The organism is Legionella fallonii LLAP-10 (assembly GCF_000953135.1).
GTDB classification, from domain to species: Bacteria; Pseudomonadota; Gammaproteobacteria; order Legionellales; family Legionellaceae; genus Legionella; species Legionella fallonii.
On sequence record NZ_LN614827.1, the window covers coordinates 2,976,824 to 2,994,716 of the forward strand.

A 17,893-nucleotide genomic window follows, 5' to 3' on the forward strand; every position below is an offset into this window, starting at 1 on the left:
TCTTTATTATGAAATTGACAAGTTATTTTCTTAAACATCCGGTTATTGCAATTATTATTAACTGCATGATCCTGCTTTTAGGAGCACTTTGTTTCCACTCGCTCCCAATCAGAGAGTACCCTGATATTAGTTTTCCAATAATTACAGTAAAAACCAATTATCCTAATGCCAGTCCTGAATTAGTTGAGTCGGCAGTAACTAACGTCATGGAAGAACAGTTAGCTGGAATTGAAGGACTTGAGTCAATGACTTCACGCTCCAGTCCTAATAATTCCATTGTTATTCTGCGCTTTCGCGCAGGTACTTCTATGGATAAAGCTTTGAACTCAACTCGAGAAGCGGCTGGATTTGCTCAATCACTACTTCCTAATACCATAAAAGCCCCGCAAGTTGAACGACAAAAACCATCCGATGGCTTACCATTTGTAGGATTATCTTTGGAGTCTACTTCATTAACATTTGGTGAGTTAACGCATTACGCTCATCTTAATCTAAAAAATGCTTTTCGTAGTATTAAAGGAGTCGCCTCAGTTGAGGTGTGGGGACAACCTTATACTTATGAAATCAATCTATCCCCCCAAAAACTTTATGCGTTTGGCGTCAATGTCAATGAGATTGTCGATGCAATAGCTCTTAATAGGCTTTCCCTACCGGCGGGTAGCTATCAAGACAAAATACCTACTTCTTTAGATTTTGAATTAAAAACACCTGAAGATTATAGAAACCTTATAATAAAGACAGAAAACAACCATCCTATTTTTCTCAAATCATTGGCAAAAGTAAAATTAACAACGGACCACAGTCAATTTAGAGTACGAGTTAATGGTCATTCAGGTTTAGTACTTGCCATTAACCGAGCGGCTGATGCAAATCCCCTCGAAATTTCAGCAGAAATCCGTAAAGAACTTAAAGCCATTAAGAAGACTTTGCCAGATGATATAAAAGTCAAAATTATTACCGATCAATCAGAATTCATTCGAGCTTCTTTAAAAAATATTCGTTCCTCTATTTTTGAGGCTATTTGTTTAGTTTTAATTATCGTCTTTATCTTCTTAAGAAATATACGCGCCACTATTATTCCATTAATTGCTATCCCTATTTCTCTTCTAGGCTCCTTATTATTTCTAAAAATTGCAGGGTTTTCTATTAATCAAATGACTCTTCTTGCGATGGTATTAGCCGTGGGCTTAGTAGTTGATGATGCAATTATTGTTCTTGAAAATATTTGGCGTCACATTGAAGATGGATTAACTCCATTTGATGCAGCCCTCCAGGGCTCAAAACAAATTGGATTTGCCATAGTTGCCATGACTTTTACATTAGCCAGTGTTTATGCTCCTATTGCTTTTATTGATGGTATGATAGGGCAATTATTTATTGAGTTTGCGGCTGCTTTAGCAGGTAGTGTATTCATTTCAGGAGTAGTTGCATTAACCTTATCTCCATTAATGTGTGCCACTTTTCTCAATAAAAATACAACACAATTGTGGCCTGTAATTGATTCTTTTTTAGAAAAAACAGCTCAAATTTATTGCAAATTACTGCACTCTCTAATTTTCAGAAAAAAATTCATCGTTACCATAGTGCTTTGCTCCATCGGATTAAGTTTTTTATTTTTTAAACTATTACCTAGTGAAACCGCTCCTAAAGAAGATAGGGGGTTAATAGGAGTATATACCCCGCTTTCATCAGAAGATAATTTAGACAGCATGGAGGCAAACATAAAAAAAATAGAAAACTCTCTAAACGCTGTATCCGAAGCGAAAAATAAACTCACGTTTGCAGGAAGTTGGGGCGTTATGACCGTGCTGCCATTGAAACCGCATAGCATCAGAAATCGCTCAGCGGAGCAAATCGTTGCTGCAGTTAAGCCACAAATGGAGCAGTTGCCCTCTATAGATGCTTCTGCATGGAGTTGGGATTCTGGTTTGCCTGGTCTTGATGATACAAGAAATGGCGGCGAATTAGACTTGGTTATATCCACTACTGAAAATTTTCATAACTTATTTGATGTCACAGAAAAACTCAAAGAGGCTTTGGATAAAAGCAAAAAATTTGACTCCACACGTTATGATTTGCGACTAGATTCTATGGGATACACGATAGATATAGACAAAAATGCCTTGGCTCAATTAGGACTAACTCCTAATCAAGTCGCCAAAACAGTAGAAGTTTTTTTTAGCGGTGACAAATCGTTATCCTTTCAAAAAGATGGCATAGTTTATAATCTGACACTTCGGGGCTCATCAAAACCTTGGACATTAGATGAACTCTATTTAAATACCCCTTATGGGAAGCGTATATCTCTAGGATCAATTGCCCAAATGAAAAGACAAACTCAACCTGCGTCTCTAGAGCACGTTAACCAAATGCGCTCGACCACATTACATGCCCACTTGCTAGCGAACCAATCTTTTAAAAAAGGGATGAATGATCTTTTGCGTATAGCTAAAGAAACTCTGCCACCACAATACAAACTCAGTTGGACAGGAGCCGCAAAAGCCTATAACGAATCATCACACACAATGATACTTTTATTCGCATTATCCTTACTTTTTATTTATGCCATCTTATCGGCTCAATTTGAAAACTTTATTTACCCCTTGATTGTTTTATTTACCGTTCCTTTAGCCTGTTTTGGTGCTTTATTCTTTGCATACTTCTTTGGACAATCCTTGAATATTTATACTCAAGTAGGTTTGGTCACATTAATAGGTTTAATCAGCAAACATGGGATTTTAATTGTTGAGTTCGCCAATCAATTGCAGAAAGAAGGTTTATCTTTAATCGAATCTATAAAAAAAGCCTGCTCTTTACGTTTACGCCCTATTCTCATGACCACTGCAGCTATGGTATTTGGCGCCATACCTTTAGTACTATCGCATGATGCCGGCTCTGAGTCCCGGCATGCTATCGGCATAGTGTTAATAGGGGGATTGTGTATAGGTACTTTTTTTACTCTTTTAGTACTGCCTTCTATCTATTACCTCATATCAAAACTAATGAAAAAGCCTGTCCAATAGCCCCAAAAGTTCACTTCTCTCATTTGCAAATTCTGACGCAGCGCCATTTATAGCGTCTAAAACAATATTCTTCTCGCCACTATCTTGTCAATTTCAAGTCCTCCTAAAGACTATGGCTTGCCATTTTTATTTACTGTATTATGAGACCTTTTGTTTTTTACAACTATTTATACCATGGAGGTTATGTTGAAACGGATATTTTTTTTACTGTTCTTTGTTGCTTCACAAGCATTTAGCGCTGTGTTTAATCAAGAAGAAATCACAGTTTTAAGACAACAATTCTTTACAAATTTCCTCGCCAATGGTGCCATAGTTGCCTCTCCTTCGCGACATGAGCCTAATTATTATTATGACTGGGTGCGTGACTCTGCTATAGCAATGGGATTAGTGGAAAACTGGTATGAGTCAACTCAATTAAATCAATATAAGAATCTTTTATTCACCTATATTTCTTGGACTGAAACCATTCAACATCAAAAAGATCCAAATCCGGGGCAAGATATTTTGGGCGAACCTAAATTTTATGTTGATGGATATCCTTTTGATCACGCTTGGGGCAGGCCACAAAATGATGGGCCAGCGCTTAGAGCCTTAGTATTAATTAGATTCGCTCAACAATTACTGGCTCATCAAGAAACGGAATATGTTCAAACTCATCTCTACAATGGAGGAATGGATCCCCACACTATGGGCGCTATTAAAATGGATTTAGAATATGTAGCTCACCATTGGCAAGATGCCAACTTTGATCTTTGGGAGGAGGTCTATGGTCACCATTTTTTCACCTCTATAGCGCAAAGAAAAGCACTGTTAAATGGAGCTGCTCTTGCTCGCCGCCTCAACGACAACCAGGCGGCTGCATATTATGCGAAACAAGCCGATTTGATTACTGATCAGCTAAAGTACCATATTGATCCGACTCATAATATCATCCAAGCATCCCTACCATTTCATAGCGGCCCACAAAAAACATTAGAGCTGGATTCATCGGTCATTTTAGCAATACTAATCAATCAGCAAACAGAAGGACTCTACTCCCCACAAAATAATTTAGTAAAAAATACAGTTAAGGCCTTGCACCAGCAATTCAATCTGATGTTCCCCATTAATAAAAATAATCCAGGAGCCATATTGTTTGGTCGCTACCCAGGTGATACTTATGACGGATACAATACAAATAGTGTAGGTAATCCTTGGTTTATTCTCACTGCGACTATAGCCGAATATTATTTTACTTTGGCTAATAATGTAGCAATGAATGAAACTAATAAAACACTGATAAAGGGCTATCTAAGCACTGGAGATAATTATTTAAGACTCATTAAAAAATATGCGCCTGAAATGCATCTGAGCGAACAAATCAATTTAAATACGGGGATACAACAGGGGGCTGCTTCATTAACCTGGAGCTATGTTGCTGTACTTAGAGCAATTGACTTACGAGAAAAAATTGAAAAAAAACTCATGGACTCTGCAATAAATTAACATGCGTTTTGAATAAAACAGAGTTGGTAAGACTGAGTAACGGCTTTGAATTAAAAACTCATGGCAGTTACTACTTACCAAAGAGCCTATAAATTGTTCATGTGATCATGTTAGCTCAAACATCACTATTAATTAGCATGTGTTGAAGCTAATAAATTGGGCTGGACTTGCACATGATCTAACAATACTGTTTCATCTTTTCTGCCTAAAAAACGAAGTGGTTTCTCGGTCATTATATAATTCTCAATTTGTTCTAAGCTAATATTTTTCGTTTCTGGCATATAAAAATAGGTATAAAGTAAACCTAAGAAACAGATTATCGCATACAGGGCAAAGGTATACTCTATCCCCAATGCACTTTGTAATAAAGGAAAACTAAAAATCACTACCGTATTAAAAGTCCAATTGCTCATGGAAGATAACCCCATTCCCGCCCCCCGGACATGGAGAGGAAAAATTTCGGCCATGACAATATGAGGAATAGGGCCAACACTGATTGCAAAGGAAAAGATATATACTGTTAAGCAAAGAACTGATAAAGAAGAAAGCCAAGCAATGTGACTCAATGAAAAGACACATAAAACCAATAAACTGAAGCATGTTCCTGCGAACCCAAACAACAATAACTTACGCCTACCTATTTTATCAACAGATAAAATAGCAATTATAGTCACCAGTAAGTTGACTAAGCCTATTCCTATAGTTGCTAATATTTGCCCTGTCGTACTGTCTACCCCTAAATTCTTAAAAATTTCTGGTGCAAAATAAATGACTACATTTATTCCACTTAATTGTTGTAAGCAAAATAAAGTCATTCCTAACATCAGCACTGGTAAGAGCGGTTTTTTTAATAGCAACAACCAACTCCCCTTCTTAGGTTCGCTAGCTAGAGTCATTTCAATGTCGTGTAACTCATAATCAATAGAATGATTTTTACGTAATTTTTTTAACGCCTTAGTCGCTAAATCGCAACGTCCAATGCTACATAGCCATCTTGGTGACTCAGGCATCAGTAAAATTCCGACCCCTAAAATTAATGCCGGTAAGGCGCTTGAAGCAAACATCACCCGCCAAGCATGGTGCTCAATAAGCAAATAGTTCACTGAATAAGAGCAAACAATACCGATAGTCATTGCTAATTGGTAAATGGCAACTACAGCTCCTCGAGCCTCCATTGTTGCTGTTTCCGCCAAATATAAAGGGGTCATAACCGAAGCCATACCAATGGCTAGACCAAGAATCAGTCGCGATAGTATTAGCACTACTGTTGAGTCAGCAAGCCCAGCGCCTAAGGCACCAAGGAAAAAAAGAAACCCAGAAAAAGACAATAAAGAGCGTCGTCCAAAACGTTTCGCTCCTTGTGATGCCATAAAAGCACCAACTAGCATTGAACCCAATAAAGCCCCAAAAGGCAATGCGGAAGCCATTACACCGATGTGGGTGGTCGTTAAGTCAAAGTGATTTTTTACCAGCTCCAGGGAACCTGCAATAATTCCCTCATCGTATCCAAATAAAAATCCAGCAACAGACCCAATAATTGCAACCATCCATGTCATAGTTAACTCCTTTTAACACTTTATACTTCCTTTAATTCACCCTGTACTGACTGAGCTAATTTAGTGATTAAGGGCCAATTCTCTTTAGCAACTGCAGCATCAGGGACTATCCATGAGCCACCAACACAAGAGACATTAGGCAAGGCTAGATACTCCATGAAGTTTTCTTCATTAATACCGCCAGTGGGACAAAAGCGTGCCTGAGGAAAGGGTCCATAAATTGCCTTTAACATAGAGATCCCCCCTGCTGCTGCCGCAGGAAAAAATTTAAAATGGGTATAACCTAAATTTAATCCCTCCATGACATCAGACACGCTTGAAACACCCGGGATCAAAGGAATAGATCCATCACACCCTGTCATTAATAGAGACTGGGTTTGTCCCGGGCTAATGGCGAATCGAGCTCCGGCCTCTATAACTTGCTGCAATTGTCCAGGAGTTGTTACTGTCCCTGCACCAATTAATGCGTCGGGAAAAGTGGAGGTTAATCTTTGGATAGCGTCCAAAGCAACCTCAGTCCTAAGAGTCACCTCTAGTACCTTGATGCCACCAGCTAATAGCGCAGATGCCAAAGGAATTGCCTGCTCTAACTCTCTAATCACGATCACAGGAATAACGGAAGAGGTAGAAAGCACCACCGAAGGTTGAAGATTCCAATTAATAAACGACATCAGAGACTCCCTGCAAAGATTGTTTTAAACAAACTGACGCCCCAATCATCCCCGGCTGCTCAGCAGTGATAATATAAGTAGGAATTAATGAATTAAAATCGCTAAAACGCCCCTTGTCTTCGAACCTAATTCTAAAATCAGTATGGGGAATAAAAGAAAGTAAACGAGGAGCAATGCCACCGGCGATATAAACTCCCCCCAAAGCTCCGAAAGTTAATGCCAAATCGCCAGCATAGACTCCCATGGTTGCAAAAAATTGCTCTATGGTTGCTTTAGCAATAGTGCACTCTTGTTTCAAGGCTAAAGCGATAATTTGTGCAGCGGAGAGAGAGGCGACGGTCTGCTGGTGATAAGCAGCTATAGCCTGATACAAATTCTCTAATCCTTGTCCTGATAACAAGCGCTCGTATGACACATGCGTATAATTTTTTTTTAAATAAGAATAAATAAACCATTCTTGTTCGGTCTGTGCGCCCCAACTAGCATGCCCCCCCTCTCCACTATAGGATTTATACCCATGAGGATTGGGCACAAGATAGGCAACACCTAAACCTGTCCCCGCACCTAGAACAACACGTGGTTTATTAGCATCTATATGCCCTTTACCTATTTGGGTTAGCTCATGATGCCTTAATACCGGTAGGCTCATTGCAATTGCGGTAAAATCATTCATCACTTTTAATTTAGATAGGCTAAGGTTGCTTTGTACTTCTTGGATTGAAAAACGCCAATGGCTATTAGTCATACACACTAAATCACCAATTACAGGACATGCTATAGCAATAGCTATATATTTTATTTCATGTAGCGAATGTTGTGCTTGATATGTCAATAAAGCGGCTTCAAAGCTAATAACTTCTGCACAGGAATAAATTTCAATTTTATCTAGGTACAAATTATCTAGATTTACACGACTAAAACGAGCAAAAGTGCCACCAATATCGGCCACAATGGCGTATTGCTTATCCTCAAGTTGCGTCATAATGATTCTCTTCTTGCCTAAATAAACTGCATGCCCCCTGCTCTGCTCCAGTAAACTGAGCTCTTAAATTAGCAAAAAGCTCACGCCCCATACCATAGAGATGATCACTATTTGGCATCATAGCTAACTCACGTTTTGCCAATACTTCATCAGAAACCAAAACCTGTAAAATTCCCCTTTCGACATCAATAAGAATCATGTCGTCTTGTTCAATTTTGGCAATCAAACCACCGTCAATTGCTTCTGGAATTACATGAATTGCAGCCGGCACTTTCCCTGATGCACCAGACATACGCCCGTCAGTTACCAAAGCAACGTGATAACCTTTATCCATAAGCACGCCAAGTTTTGGCGTAAGCTGATGAAGCTCAGGCATGCCACATGCCTTAGGCCCTTGAAAGCGCACAACAACCACACAGTTCTTATCCAATGATCCAGCATGAAATAAGTGTTCAAACTCATCTTGGCTAGCACAAACGACGGCTGGAGCCTTAATAACGGTATGATTTGCAGACAAACCAGAGGTTTTAATGACTGCCCGACCAATATTACCACGCAATAATTGCAGGCCTCCCTGCTTCTTAAAAGGATTAGATACAGAGGTTAATACTTCAGTATTATTAGAGGAAGCGGGGCCATCAACCCAAGATAATTGTTCGCTCTGCAAGATGGGTTTTTGCGTATATTTATCTAACCCAAAACCCACAACAGTATTTACGTCCGGATGTAATAACTCAGCATCTAATAAGGTTTTAATAAAATAGGCCATGCCCCCGGCTCGTTGGAAATGATTGATATCCGCATGCCCATTAGGATAAATTTTAGCAATCAATGGAGTTACAGCGGAAAGTTGAGAAAAATCATCCCAAGTCACTATAAATCCAGCGTTGGCAGCTATAGCAATTAGATGCATAGTATGATTAGTTGAGCCTCCTGAAGCCAATAGGCCAACAATGCCATTCACTATACTTTTTTCATCAATCATCTGCCCTATTGGCATATAATTAGTGCTTAAATCAGTTAAAGCAAGTATTTGGAGTGCCGCAGCTTTAGTTAGTTCATCACGAAAAAGAGTATTGGGGTTGATGAAAGAAGAACCGGGCAATTGCAATCCCATCATTTCAATGATTAATTGATTAGAGTTTGCTGTACCATAAAAAGTACAAGTCCCAGGAGAATGATAGGAGGCAGCCTCTACATCCAGCAAGGCGTTTTTATCAACTTTTCCCTCAGCATATAATTGACGGATGCGAGCCTTTTCTTGATTGGACACACCTGAAGGCATTGGCCCGGCTGGGACAAAAATAAAGGGTAGATGACCAAAACTAAGAGCTGCCATCAAAAGCCCCGGGACTATTTTATCGCAAATACCAAGCAATAAACCGCCGTCAAACATATTATGTGATAATCCAATAGCCGCAGACATAGCAATTACATCGCGACTTAATAGACTCAACTCCATTCCCGGTTGGCCTTGGGTAATGCCATCACACATTGCAGGAACACCACCAGCAAATTGAGCAACGCCCCCTGCATTAGCAATTGTTTGCTTTATTAATTCAGGAAAGGTTACATAAGGTTGATGAGCAGACAACATCTCATTATAAGCAGAAATGATGGCTATATTGGCTTTAGTTGCACCCCGTAAGTTTAGTTTATCTTGCTTAGCACAAGCCGCAAATCCATGAGCTAAATTGCCACAGTGAAGTTGACTACGCAAAGGGCCTTTAACTCGCGCCATTGCAATACGTTCCAAATACTCTAATCTTTTTTGCTTACTACGCTCACGAATACGAGCAGTGACTTGAGCTATAACAGAATGCATACGTCTCTTTCCTTATTATGGTGCGTACATCACATGCATATTGGTACTCTGATTATTTAAAAAAGCACGAATGGGCATGCTTAAAGGATCATACTCGGCCAAAGCTTGGTTAAAAATAGAGCGCTTTTTCGGGCCTATTAAATGTAAAAATATAATCCGACTATCAAGTAGTCTATTCTTTGATAGGCTCACTCGTTGATGAGATGCTGTTTGTGGTGTTACTAAAAACACAGCCTCTGCATTATCATCTAAGCCATAAGTCAATTCTTTACTGCAAGGAAATAATGAGGCTGTGTGTCCGTCTTCCCCCATCCCCAAAATCACAACATCAAAAGTAGGTAAGGCGGCAATAATATTAGAGGCGTTCTGGATACTCTCTGTGATATTAATATGCTCATCAAACAAACTGATAAATTTTGCTCTTTTTGCTTCGTGCTGCAATAAATAATTTCTCACCAAACGCTCATTACGATCTTTGTCTTCCATCCCTACGCAACGCTCATCCGTTAGAGTAATTGTTACTTTTTCCCATTGTATTTGGGTTTGAGCTAAGAGCTTAAACAACTCAACAGGAGTTCTTCCTCCGGATACCACTAAATAAGCATAGCCTCGTTGTGTAATAGCTTGCTCTAAAACATGTTTGATTTGAGCAACAAGATCACTGTGTAACAAAGTTGCATCACTAAAGCTATGTAGTTGCATGATGTTCATCCCATACATACGCCTGATCTTTGAATAAATGTAGTACCTCATCAGGTCCCCAAGCACCTGATGCGTAGCTATAAAGTGGAGCATGTTCCGCTTCCCAAGCCTCTTTTATGCTATCTATCCATATCCAGGCTTGTTCTATTTCATCTCGACTGACAAATAAATATTGATTACCCAACATGATTTCTAGTAACAAACGTTCATAGGCATCAGGAATTCGATGCATATTGAAAAGATGATTAAAGCTTAAATCTAGCCGGCCATCGCGCAATTGCATTCGTCTATCCAATCCTGGCATCTTATTAATAATCCTGACCTCAACCCCTTCATCAGGTTGCAAGCGAATAATTAATTGATTAGGAGAGAGCTCTTTCCCAATTGCAGAAAAAATATTATGCGGTTGTCGCTTAAAGTAAATGACGACTTCACTTTGCTTTTTCGCCAGCCGTTTACCAGTTATTAAATAAAAGGGTACCCCTGACCAACGCCAATTATCAATAAACGCTTTAATTGCTACAAAAGTTTCCGTTTGAGAGCTTTGATTCGCCCCCTCTTCTTCTAGATAACCCGGGATTACTTTATCTTGTATAACATTCCCAGTATATTGAGCACGTATCGCATGTTCGTGGATATTATATTGGTCTATCATGCGTAACGATTTGAGCACCTTCAACTTTTCACTACGTATATTTTCCGCGGAAAGATCTCGAGGGGGCTCCATAGCTACTAGGGAGAGTATTTGCAATATATGATTTTGCAACATATCTCTTACTTGCCCGGATTGATCATAATAATCCCATCGACCTTCAACCCCAATTTCTTCGGCAACGGTGATTTTTACCTTATCAATACAGCTGTAATCCCAGTTTGATGAAAAAATTGAATTGGCGAACCGCAGCACTAAAAGATTTAGTACCGTTTCTTTACCCAAATAATGATCGATACGATAAACCTGATCCTCTGTAAAATAACAAGCAACCCTATCATTAATTTCTCTTGAAGAAGGTAAATCCTTACCAATAGGTTTTTCCAATACCAAGCACGCAGGTTGTTTATTTAAACCAATAGAAGATAGACCTAAGCAAACCTGAGCATATAACGCAGGAGGAATTGCAAAGTAAGAGATAGTTCTTCTCGTGTCTGGATAAACATAATCAATTAATTTTTGATAATCACCGGAGCAAGTTAAATCCATCTTACAGTATGCCATTTTGGCAATAAAACGTAGCCATACGTTTTCTTCAATTGCCTCTGTTAAGAATTTTTGTACTTTCTTTTTAATTAGCTCAAGGTATGCCAAGAGAGATAAATCATCACGAGCACAACCGATAATCTGGGTCTCTGGATGTAAAAGATTGGCCTGTTCTAAATGATATAAAGCAGGCAATAACTTACGGCAAGATAGATCGCCTAAAGTGCCAAACAAAATAAGATCGCAAGGATATTTGGAAACTGCATCATCAAGCATGTTTTATCCTAAAACATTCTATTATTGCATTAACTTCAATATCAATCGTCTGCTTTTGAAGTCCCTAAAAACAAGATCGATTTTACATGAGTCGAGATATCCGTCAATCAAAATTACACGCCCAAATTCCATTGAGTCTCTTCCAGCACTACAATGATGACAGAGGTCTATTTAAATTTCTTTACTCATCATGTAAGGTACACCTTATCAACCAATACTTATCCCGACCTAATCTATAAAAAGCAACCATGAATACCCCTTTTGAAAAAATAATTTCAACAATAATTTATCTGTGCATTTACAGCTTACTTTTTTATTTCTTGCAAACATCGCAACTGAGATCAGATTTTGCTTGCTTTTATTCCGCAGCAATAGCTTATGCGCAAGGAACTGATCCTTATATCAATTTAGTAGCCTCTTATATGGCAGTACCTGTAAAATTACCCGCCAATTTGAATCCCCCATTTTTCTTACCGCTATTAGTCCCATTAACTAACTTCAACTTCCACGTAGCCTCTTCTCTGTGGTTTTTATCTTCTCTTCTATTAGGCGCTATTGGTGCCTTGTTAAGTTTTAAGTTAAGCTTCCCTGAAGATTTCTTCAAAAAATATTGGCTTACTTTATTATTTATTTACTTAGGGATGTTCGCTACTTTGATCAATACGGGGATTGGCCAAATTGGTGGCATCTGTTCATTTTTTATTATCACAGGCTATTATTTTTATCTGCGAAAATATGATTACTTAGCAGGGACATTTTGGGGATTCATCATTGCGGTAAAACTATTCCCGGCCTTACTGTTCCTTTTTGTTCTCAACCAAAAGCGTTATAAAGTTTTTCTCATAATGATTCTCTGTTGCTTATTAGCATTCCTAATCCCCCTTTGGGATAAAGGCATGGATATTTACTCCATTTATTTTAATATGCTATCACGTGTTGCATGGTTTGGAGATAATTGGAATGCCTCTCTTTATGGTTTTCTTTTCCGTCTTTTTGTCGATTTAAAATCCCATCAAAGTACCTTATTTATCAAAATTATCTATCTTCCTCTATTTGGTATTATATTACTTTGGTACATTCGCAAGATTCATTTATTTAGAAAAACTGCTAATAACAATCCAGCGGATCATAAAGAATTTTGTTTTACTCTGCTCATTATGTTATTGCTAAGCCCTTTTGGCTGGCTTTATTATTTTTCTTTATTGATAATGCCTCTTACAATAATCTGGCAAGCACTCCTTCAAGAAAAAACAACCTCTACTAAGATCCAAGCATTATGGGCATTGTGTTTAATACTAATAAACTTCCCTATAGGCTATGTTGAAGCAATCAATATGAGCTCACTTCTCTCCAAGGTAAGCGTCTATTCTATGAATTTTTATGGCCTTATTATAATTATTTATCTTTTTACTCGCCTAAATCCCTCCCCTCCCCCTATTGTATTAGATGCAGTAACGAGGAACAAAGAATATACCTATCCCATAATAGTGGCATTAGCTTTGGGCCTGTTTATTACTTTGTGCGTTATTATCATGCAAATAATTACCGCCAGTTAATACGAAACAAAGAACACCAACGTTGCAACTCTTTATGATTCTAATAGACTTCGTTCCAAACTCGCAAATTGGAACTCAGAACCGCGGTGTACATGCAAGTACATAAGGATTCGAACTCCGTATCGACGAAACAATTATCCCGGCAGTAGAGTTTTAATGAATAAATTGCAAAACTCCAGTTTTATGCTATATCAAATACATATACGTTGATTCCCCGTGATAGGTAGAGATGTCGTTCACGGAGTATGCTTGAATCTTGATAGAAAATCAGATTCAAGCCCAGATTAGACTTCTTGCATAACCAGCAGATTTTGCTTGAGAGCAAGAAGCGAGCGTTTCGAGGAGCGGAGTTTACATACAAGTAACATGAACATCGGAGAAACACTCACAACGCAGCAATCGGACAAAAACTGCGGTTATGCAAAAGTTCTATTGAGCACTTACCAGCTAGATTTTGTCAGTAGACCCAATGGGACACTAAAAGGAGCAACATATGCTTAACAAGAGATTTTCTGAACGGCTTAATAAGGAATTAGATAGCATTGGTGTCCCAGAAACTACCGCTGAACGAATAGAAGTGTTGTCAAAACTTATTAAAATTCCTAGATTCAAAGCAGAAGCACTTCTGAATGGCAACACAAATCCCGATGAGGCCCTATTGAATACCTTAGCTCAGGAACTTGAAGTAAATGCTGATTGGCTAATCGGTAAATCAGATTCCAAATCAGACTCACACTAAAACTAACCATGAAAACGGTGGTTAACGCTTATCGGCTTAGCGTTTTTCTCAATGTATTCAATTATTTTTTTTGCAACATTCAAGCCAGTAGCTTTCTCAATACCTTCAAGACCAGGAGAGGAGTTAATTTCTAATACCAAAGGACCATGATTAGAACGAATCAAATCAACCCCCGCAACCTTTAGCCCCATAGTTTTAGCTGCACTGACCGCTATAGCTCGCTCTTGAGGTGATAGTTTGACCTTTATTGCTTTACCACCTTGATGAACATTCGCACGAAACTCGCCTTCTTTGGCCTGACGCTTCACAGCCGAAACGACTTTATCGCCAATGACGAAACACCGAATGTCAGTCCCTCTCGATTCCTCAATAAATTCCTGTACTAAAATATTGGTATGCATTTCTTTGAATGCATTAATAATACTAACCGCAGATTGGTGACTATCAGCAAGAATTACCCCCTTACCTTGGGTTCCCTCTAGAAGTTTTATAACCAAAGGAGCACCACCGACCATATGGATCAAGTCCTCAGTATCATCTGGTGATTGTGCAAAACTCGTTAGCGGCATAGGAATGCCTTTCCGTGCAAGTAATTGTAATGAGCGAAATTTATCTCTAGAGCGAGAAATAGCAATAGACTCATTTAAAGTGTAGATCCCCATGGTCTCGAGATGACGGAGTACCGCAGTTCCATAAAAAGTATTAGAGGCACCAATTCTTGGTATAACCGCATCAAAATGAGGCAACGAAGCTCCTCCGCGGTAATGAACCTTAGGATTAGATGCAGCAACATTCATATAACAATATAAAGGATTAATAATTTTAACCTCGTGGCCAGCAGCCTCTCCTTCCGCCTTTAAACGCTTATGCGAATACAAATGTGGATTAGTGGCTAATATTGCAATTTTCATGAATGAATGATTCCTCAATTATTTTTTCTCTTTTAAGTAAAGCCTAGTTTAAAAAATATAAAATCTCACCCTCTTTAATCAAATAAAGTAGGGTGCGTTTAGTAATTACTTTATCCTCTTTTATCATGACTACAACAAAAAGCCATCAAGTCATAACGAGGAAGTCCCTTGTTATGCTCAAGATAAACAAGGCAAGCAATTACTAATTCTCAAAGCAACGTAAAAACGTTAAACATACGCCCCTTATTAAGAGATAGCTCCAATAAAACTGCAATGAGTACAACTAAGATTTTGTTTACAAACTCGCTAAGCATGAGGCAAAAGCCACGATTTTTGGAAAGCACTTTACATAGTTTACACGCAAGTAAATGGGCAGTGAATCACAAAAAGTCGTGGATTTTGCCCATTTTTTATAGAATTTGCAATTCTAAATTCTAAGAAACTAACAACATATAATCCTTTGCTAATAAATCTGCATGGTGCGGTGTAGTAAAAAATGCATTTAATTCACCTTGTGGATTAAATAACATTAAAGCACCACTGTGCTGCACATCATAATTTTTAGGATCGGTGTTATCTTTATATGCTACTTTGCCATACGCAATACCCATCTCTCTGGTCATTAATTTAATAGCTTCTTCATTTCCTCTTGCGCCATAAAAAGTAGAATTGAAAGAGGTCACATAATGTCCTAGTTTCTCAAGAGTATCACGATCTGGATCTATAGATATCATCACTACATGGGGTAAATTTTTAACTTTTTTCTCTTCCAGAATTTTATACATTTTACTTATTTCTGCCATAGTCGTAGGGCAAAGATAACCACAATTAGTAAATCCAAAAAAAACTACAGTCCAATGCCCCTGTAAGCTTAAATTGTTAAATGGTTTTTGGTCTATTCCTGTCAAATTGAACTGATTCACTGTCCTAGGATTTTCAAGGTAAGTACCATGAAACTCAGCCACATCTATTTTTTTCTTGAAGTAAAAATGCTGTGACAAGAGCACACCACCCAATAATCCAGCAAGGGAGAAGAGAATGGCAGCAATTAAAGTAACTCTCTTTATTTTCACACTCATTTTATCTCCTTACAAATAATGATCTATTAAAAGGAATACAAATAAAGACATCAAATATACAATTGAAAATCTAAAAGTTTGCATTGCTACTACAGGTTTTTCAGTATGATATAAATTATGCGCCCAAAATAAAAATCTAAGTCCAAGACCTAAAGCTCCAGCCAAATAAAGCCAACCACTCATACCAACTACAAACGGCAATACACTAACAACCAACAGTAAGATTGTATATAAATAAACATTCAATTTGGTGTATTGAATACCGTGAGTTACAGGTAACATGGGAATTTGAGCATCTTGATATTCTTCAAAGCGATAAATAGCCAAGGCCCAAAAATGAGGTGGAGTCCATGTAAAAATAATCAAAACCAATAGCAAAGCCTGCGGATCCAAATGATTAGTAACCGCAGTCCACCCCAATAATGGAGGTGCTGCTCCAGCTAAACCGCCAATCACAATATTTTGTGATGTAGCCCGTTTTAGATAACCAGTATAGACGCCAGCATAGCCAATTAAAGTCACAAAAGTAAGTAAGGCGGTTAATTGATTAACCAATACTGCTAAAATAGTTAAACCTAAAGCCCCCATTATTAATGCAAACCATAAGGCTTGAATGACAGAAACTCTACCGTGAGCCACTGGTCTTTTTTTCGTGCGCGCCATAATGGAGTCAATATGTCTGTCGACAAGATGATTTATAGCTGCAGCACTACCAGCACATAGACCAACACCGACCAAAGTAAAACTTATTAAAGATAAATTAATCCAACCCGGGGTTGCTAAATACATTCCAACCAGAACAGTTAGTAACATAAGTAAAACAACACGAGGCTTGCATAGCTCCACATAGTCACGCCAATCAACAGGTAATGGAGATACCATCTCAGTAGGCATGCTTCTGTCCTCCTCGCGTAAAATGCAGCATACTAAATATAACCGCTAGTAAAAGAGCCGCTATTCCATTATGAGCTACCGCTATTTTTATTGGTAATAGATAAATGACATTCAGCACACCTAATGCAAACTGAACTGTTACCAGAGCAGTGAGTAGCCAAGCAGCGCGCGTTAAATATTTTGAATTATTGTTCACTAAAATAAGCGCGCACAATGCCAATACATAACATGCCGTTATCACCGCTCCGATACGATGAATAAACTGAATACTGACTCTAACATCATTATCTAGAAGTCCGCCTTGATAATTAGCTCCAACTGGAGAAAACAAATTGAAGCCCTTAGCAAAATACAATTCAGGTAACCAAACCCCATTACATGTAGGGAAGCCGATGCAAGAAATACCCGCATAATTGGAGCTGACCCATCCTCCCAATGCAATTTGTAAAAAAACGATAATCACCCCCAGCCGCAACCAAGGCCTCCATTGAGGTAAATCTTGTCCAACAAGGGTACTCATTTGTAATCGGAAACGACTCAAACATGCAAAAATTAATATTCCACCTAAAAGATGTCCCATTACTACCACAGGTAACAATTTCAACGTTACTGTCCACATACCCAAAGCAGCCTGAAACACGACTAAGACAAGTAAAGCTAAAGGTAGATGCCAAGGCAGCTGGTGTCCCTGTAAACGCTTACGTAATACTGAAAAAGCGATAAAAAAGATCAATAAACCTAAAGTTCCTGCCACATAACGATGCGCCATTTCTGTCCATGCTTTCCTGGATTCTATAGGTATTTGTGGAAATGTTGATTGTGCTTCCTTTAATGCACCATCCGCGCTAGGAAGAACCATTTTACCATAACAACCCGGCCAATCAGGACAACCTAATCCAGCATCAGTAAGGCGAGTATATGCACCCAGCATCACCACAAATAGGGCCAATAGTACGGCAATTGTTGCCGCAATACGTATTGAATTATTCTGCATTA

The 17,893-nt window shown here is 38.6% G+C and carries 14 protein-coding genes; 4 read left to right on the plus strand and 10 right to left on the minus strand.

Going from position 1 to position 17,893, the window contains the following annotated elements; all coding sequences use genetic code 11:
• Positions 1 to 8: 8 nt before the first annotated feature.
• Together LFA_RS12260 and LFA_RS12265 are read left to right on the plus strand one after the other, a co-directional pair.
• Positions 9 to 3,023: an efflux RND transporter permease subunit gene (locus LFA_RS12260; protein ID WP_045096452.1), complete on the plus strand. Its 3,015-nt coding sequence runs from the start codon at positions 9 to 11 to the stop codon at positions 3,021 to 3,023.
• Positions 3,024 to 3,206: 183 nt separating this feature from the next.
• Complete coding sequence (locus LFA_RS12265; protein ID WP_045096453.1) at positions 3,207 to 4,508, plus strand: glycoside hydrolase family 15 protein; 1,302 nt, start codon at positions 3,207 to 3,209, stop codon at positions 4,506 to 4,508.
• A 128-nt stretch (positions 4,509 to 4,636) separates the two neighbouring features.
• On the opposite strand, the gene LFA_RS12270 is transcribed toward LFA_RS12265, so the two are convergent.
• Genes LFA_RS12270 through zwf form a run of 6 tightly spaced genes read right to left on the minus strand, consistent with a single transcriptional unit; the run spans position 4,637 to position 11,718 of the window.
• Positions 4,637 to 6,064 carry a sugar porter family MFS transporter gene (locus LFA_RS12270; RefSeq protein WP_045096454.1) on the minus strand — a complete coding sequence of 476 codons (1,428 nt, stop codon included), beginning with the start codon at positions 6,062 to 6,064 and terminating at the stop codon, positions 4,637 to 4,639.
• A 20-nt stretch (positions 6,065 to 6,084) separates the two neighbouring features.
• Positions 6,085 to 6,735, minus strand: a complete 651-nt coding sequence (locus LFA_RS12275) for a bifunctional 4-hydroxy-2-oxoglutarate aldolase/2-dehydro-3-deoxy-phosphogluconate aldolase (protein WP_045096455.1) — start codon at positions 6,733 to 6,735, stop codon at positions 6,085 to 6,087.
• A complete protein-coding gene (gene glk / locus LFA_RS12280) occupies positions 6,722 to 7,717 on the minus strand; it encodes a glucokinase (RefSeq protein WP_045096456.1) in 996 nt (331 codons plus the stop codon). The genes LFA_RS12275 and glk overlap by 14 nt, the downstream gene beginning before the upstream one ends.
• On the minus strand, positions 7,704 to 9,542 hold the full coding sequence (gene edd / locus LFA_RS12285; RefSeq protein WP_045096457.1) for a phosphogluconate dehydratase: 1,839 nt from the start codon (positions 9,540 to 9,542) through the stop codon (positions 7,704 to 7,706). The genes glk and edd overlap by 14 nt, the downstream gene beginning before the upstream one ends.
• Positions 9,543 to 9,557: 15 nt before the next feature.
• A complete protein-coding gene (gene pgl, locus LFA_RS12290) occupies positions 9,558 to 10,244 on the minus strand; it encodes a 6-phosphogluconolactonase (protein ID WP_045096458.1) in 687 nt (228 codons plus the stop codon).
• On the minus strand, positions 10,231 to 11,718 hold the full coding sequence (gene zwf / locus LFA_RS12295; RefSeq protein ID WP_045096459.1) for a glucose-6-phosphate dehydrogenase: 1,488 nt from the start codon (positions 11,716 to 11,718) through the stop codon (positions 10,231 to 10,233). Before zwf ends, pgl begins: the two co-directional genes overlap by 14 nt.
• Before the next feature lie 248 nt (positions 11,719 to 11,966).
• Here zwf and LFA_RS12300 point away from each other — a divergent pair, with 248 nt between their 5' ends.
• The gene (locus LFA_RS12300; RefSeq protein WP_045096460.1) at positions 11,967 to 13,274 is read left to right on the plus strand and encodes a glycosyltransferase family 87 protein; all 1,308 of its coding nucleotides are present in this window, start codon (positions 11,967 to 11,969) and stop codon (positions 13,272 to 13,274) included.
• A gap of 493 nt (positions 13,275 to 13,767) precedes the next feature.
• Positions 13,768 to 14,013, plus strand: coding sequence for a hypothetical protein (locus LFA_RS12305; protein WP_045096461.1), 246 nt, complete (start codon positions 13,768 to 13,770; stop codon positions 14,011 to 14,013).
• Positions 14,014 to 14,015: 2 nt separating this feature from the next.
• Here the strand turns inward: LFA_RS12305 and rimK are convergent, their stop codons facing one another.
• From rimK to LFA_RS12325, 4 genes are all read right to left on the minus strand, one after another.
• On the minus strand, positions 14,016 to 14,924 hold the full coding sequence (gene rimK, locus LFA_RS12310; protein ID WP_045096462.1) for a 30S ribosomal protein S6--L-glutamate ligase: 909 nt from the start codon (positions 14,922 to 14,924) through the stop codon (positions 14,016 to 14,018).
• Between the two features lie 434 nt (positions 14,925 to 15,358).
• Positions 15,359 to 16,003, minus strand: coding sequence for an SCO family protein (locus LFA_RS12315; RefSeq protein ID WP_045096463.1), 645 nt, complete (start codon positions 16,001 to 16,003; stop codon positions 15,359 to 15,361).
• Between the two features lie 9 nt (positions 16,004 to 16,012).
• Entirely contained in the window at positions 16,013 to 16,897 is an 885-nt protein-coding gene (gene cyoE / locus LFA_RS12320) for a heme o synthase (RefSeq protein WP_045096464.1), read from the minus strand.
• A complete protein-coding gene (locus LFA_RS12325) occupies positions 16,887 to 17,891 on the minus strand; it encodes a COX15/CtaA family protein (RefSeq protein ID WP_045097586.1) in 1,005 nt (334 codons plus the stop codon). The genes cyoE and LFA_RS12325 overlap by 11 nt, the downstream gene beginning before the upstream one ends.
• Positions 17,892 to 17,893 lie beyond the last annotated feature (2 nt).

Excerpts from the sequence above, each read along its gene's own strand:
- LFA_RS12315 (WP_045096463.1), bottom strand. The coding sequence starts at position 16,003 with ATGAGTGTGAAAATAAAGAGAGTTACTTTAATTGCTGCCATTCTCTTC.
- cyoE (WP_045096464.1), bottom strand. The coding sequence starts at position 16,897 with ATGCCTACTGAGATGGTATCTCCATTACCTGTTGATTGGCGTGACTAT.
- LFA_RS12305 (WP_045096461.1), top strand. The coding sequence starts at position 13,768 with ATGCTTAACAAGAGATTTTCTGAACGGCTTAATAAGGAATTAGATAGC.
- edd (WP_045096457.1), bottom strand. The coding sequence starts at position 9,542 with ATGCATTCTGTTATAGCTCAAGTCACTGCTCGTATTCGTGAGCGTAGT.
- LFA_RS12325 (WP_045097586.1), bottom strand. The coding sequence starts at position 17,891 with ATGCAGAATAATTCAATACGTATTGCGGCAACAATTGCCGTACTATTG.
- pgl (WP_045096458.1), bottom strand. The coding sequence starts at position 10,244 with ATGCAACTACATAGCTTTAGTGATGCAACTTTGTTACACAGTGATCTT.
- LFA_RS12260 (WP_045096452.1), top strand. The coding sequence starts at position 9 with ATGAAATTGACAAGTTATTTTCTTAAACATCCGGTTATTGCAATTATT.
- glk (WP_045096456.1), bottom strand. The coding sequence starts at position 7,717 with ATGACGCAACTTGAGGATAAGCAATACGCCATTGTGGCCGATATTGGT.
- LFA_RS12270 (WP_045096454.1), bottom strand. The coding sequence starts at position 6,064 with ATGACATGGATGGTTGCAATTATTGGGTCTGTTGCTGGATTTTTATTT.
- LFA_RS12300 (WP_045096460.1), top strand. The coding sequence starts at position 11,967 with ATGAATACCCCTTTTGAAAAAATAATTTCAACAATAATTTATCTGTGC.
- rimK (WP_045096462.1), bottom strand. The coding sequence starts at position 14,924 with ATGAAAATTGCAATATTAGCCACTAATCCACATTTGTATTCGCATAAG.
- zwf (WP_045096459.1), bottom strand. The coding sequence starts at position 11,718 with ATGCTTGATGATGCAGTTTCCAAATATCCTTGCGATCTTATTTTGTTT.
- LFA_RS12265 (WP_045096453.1), top strand. The coding sequence starts at position 3,207 with ATGTTGAAACGGATATTTTTTTTACTGTTCTTTGTTGCTTCACAAGCA.
- LFA_RS12275 (WP_045096455.1), bottom strand. The coding sequence starts at position 6,735 with ATGTCGTTTATTAATTGGAATCTTCAACCTTCGGTGGTGCTTTCTACC.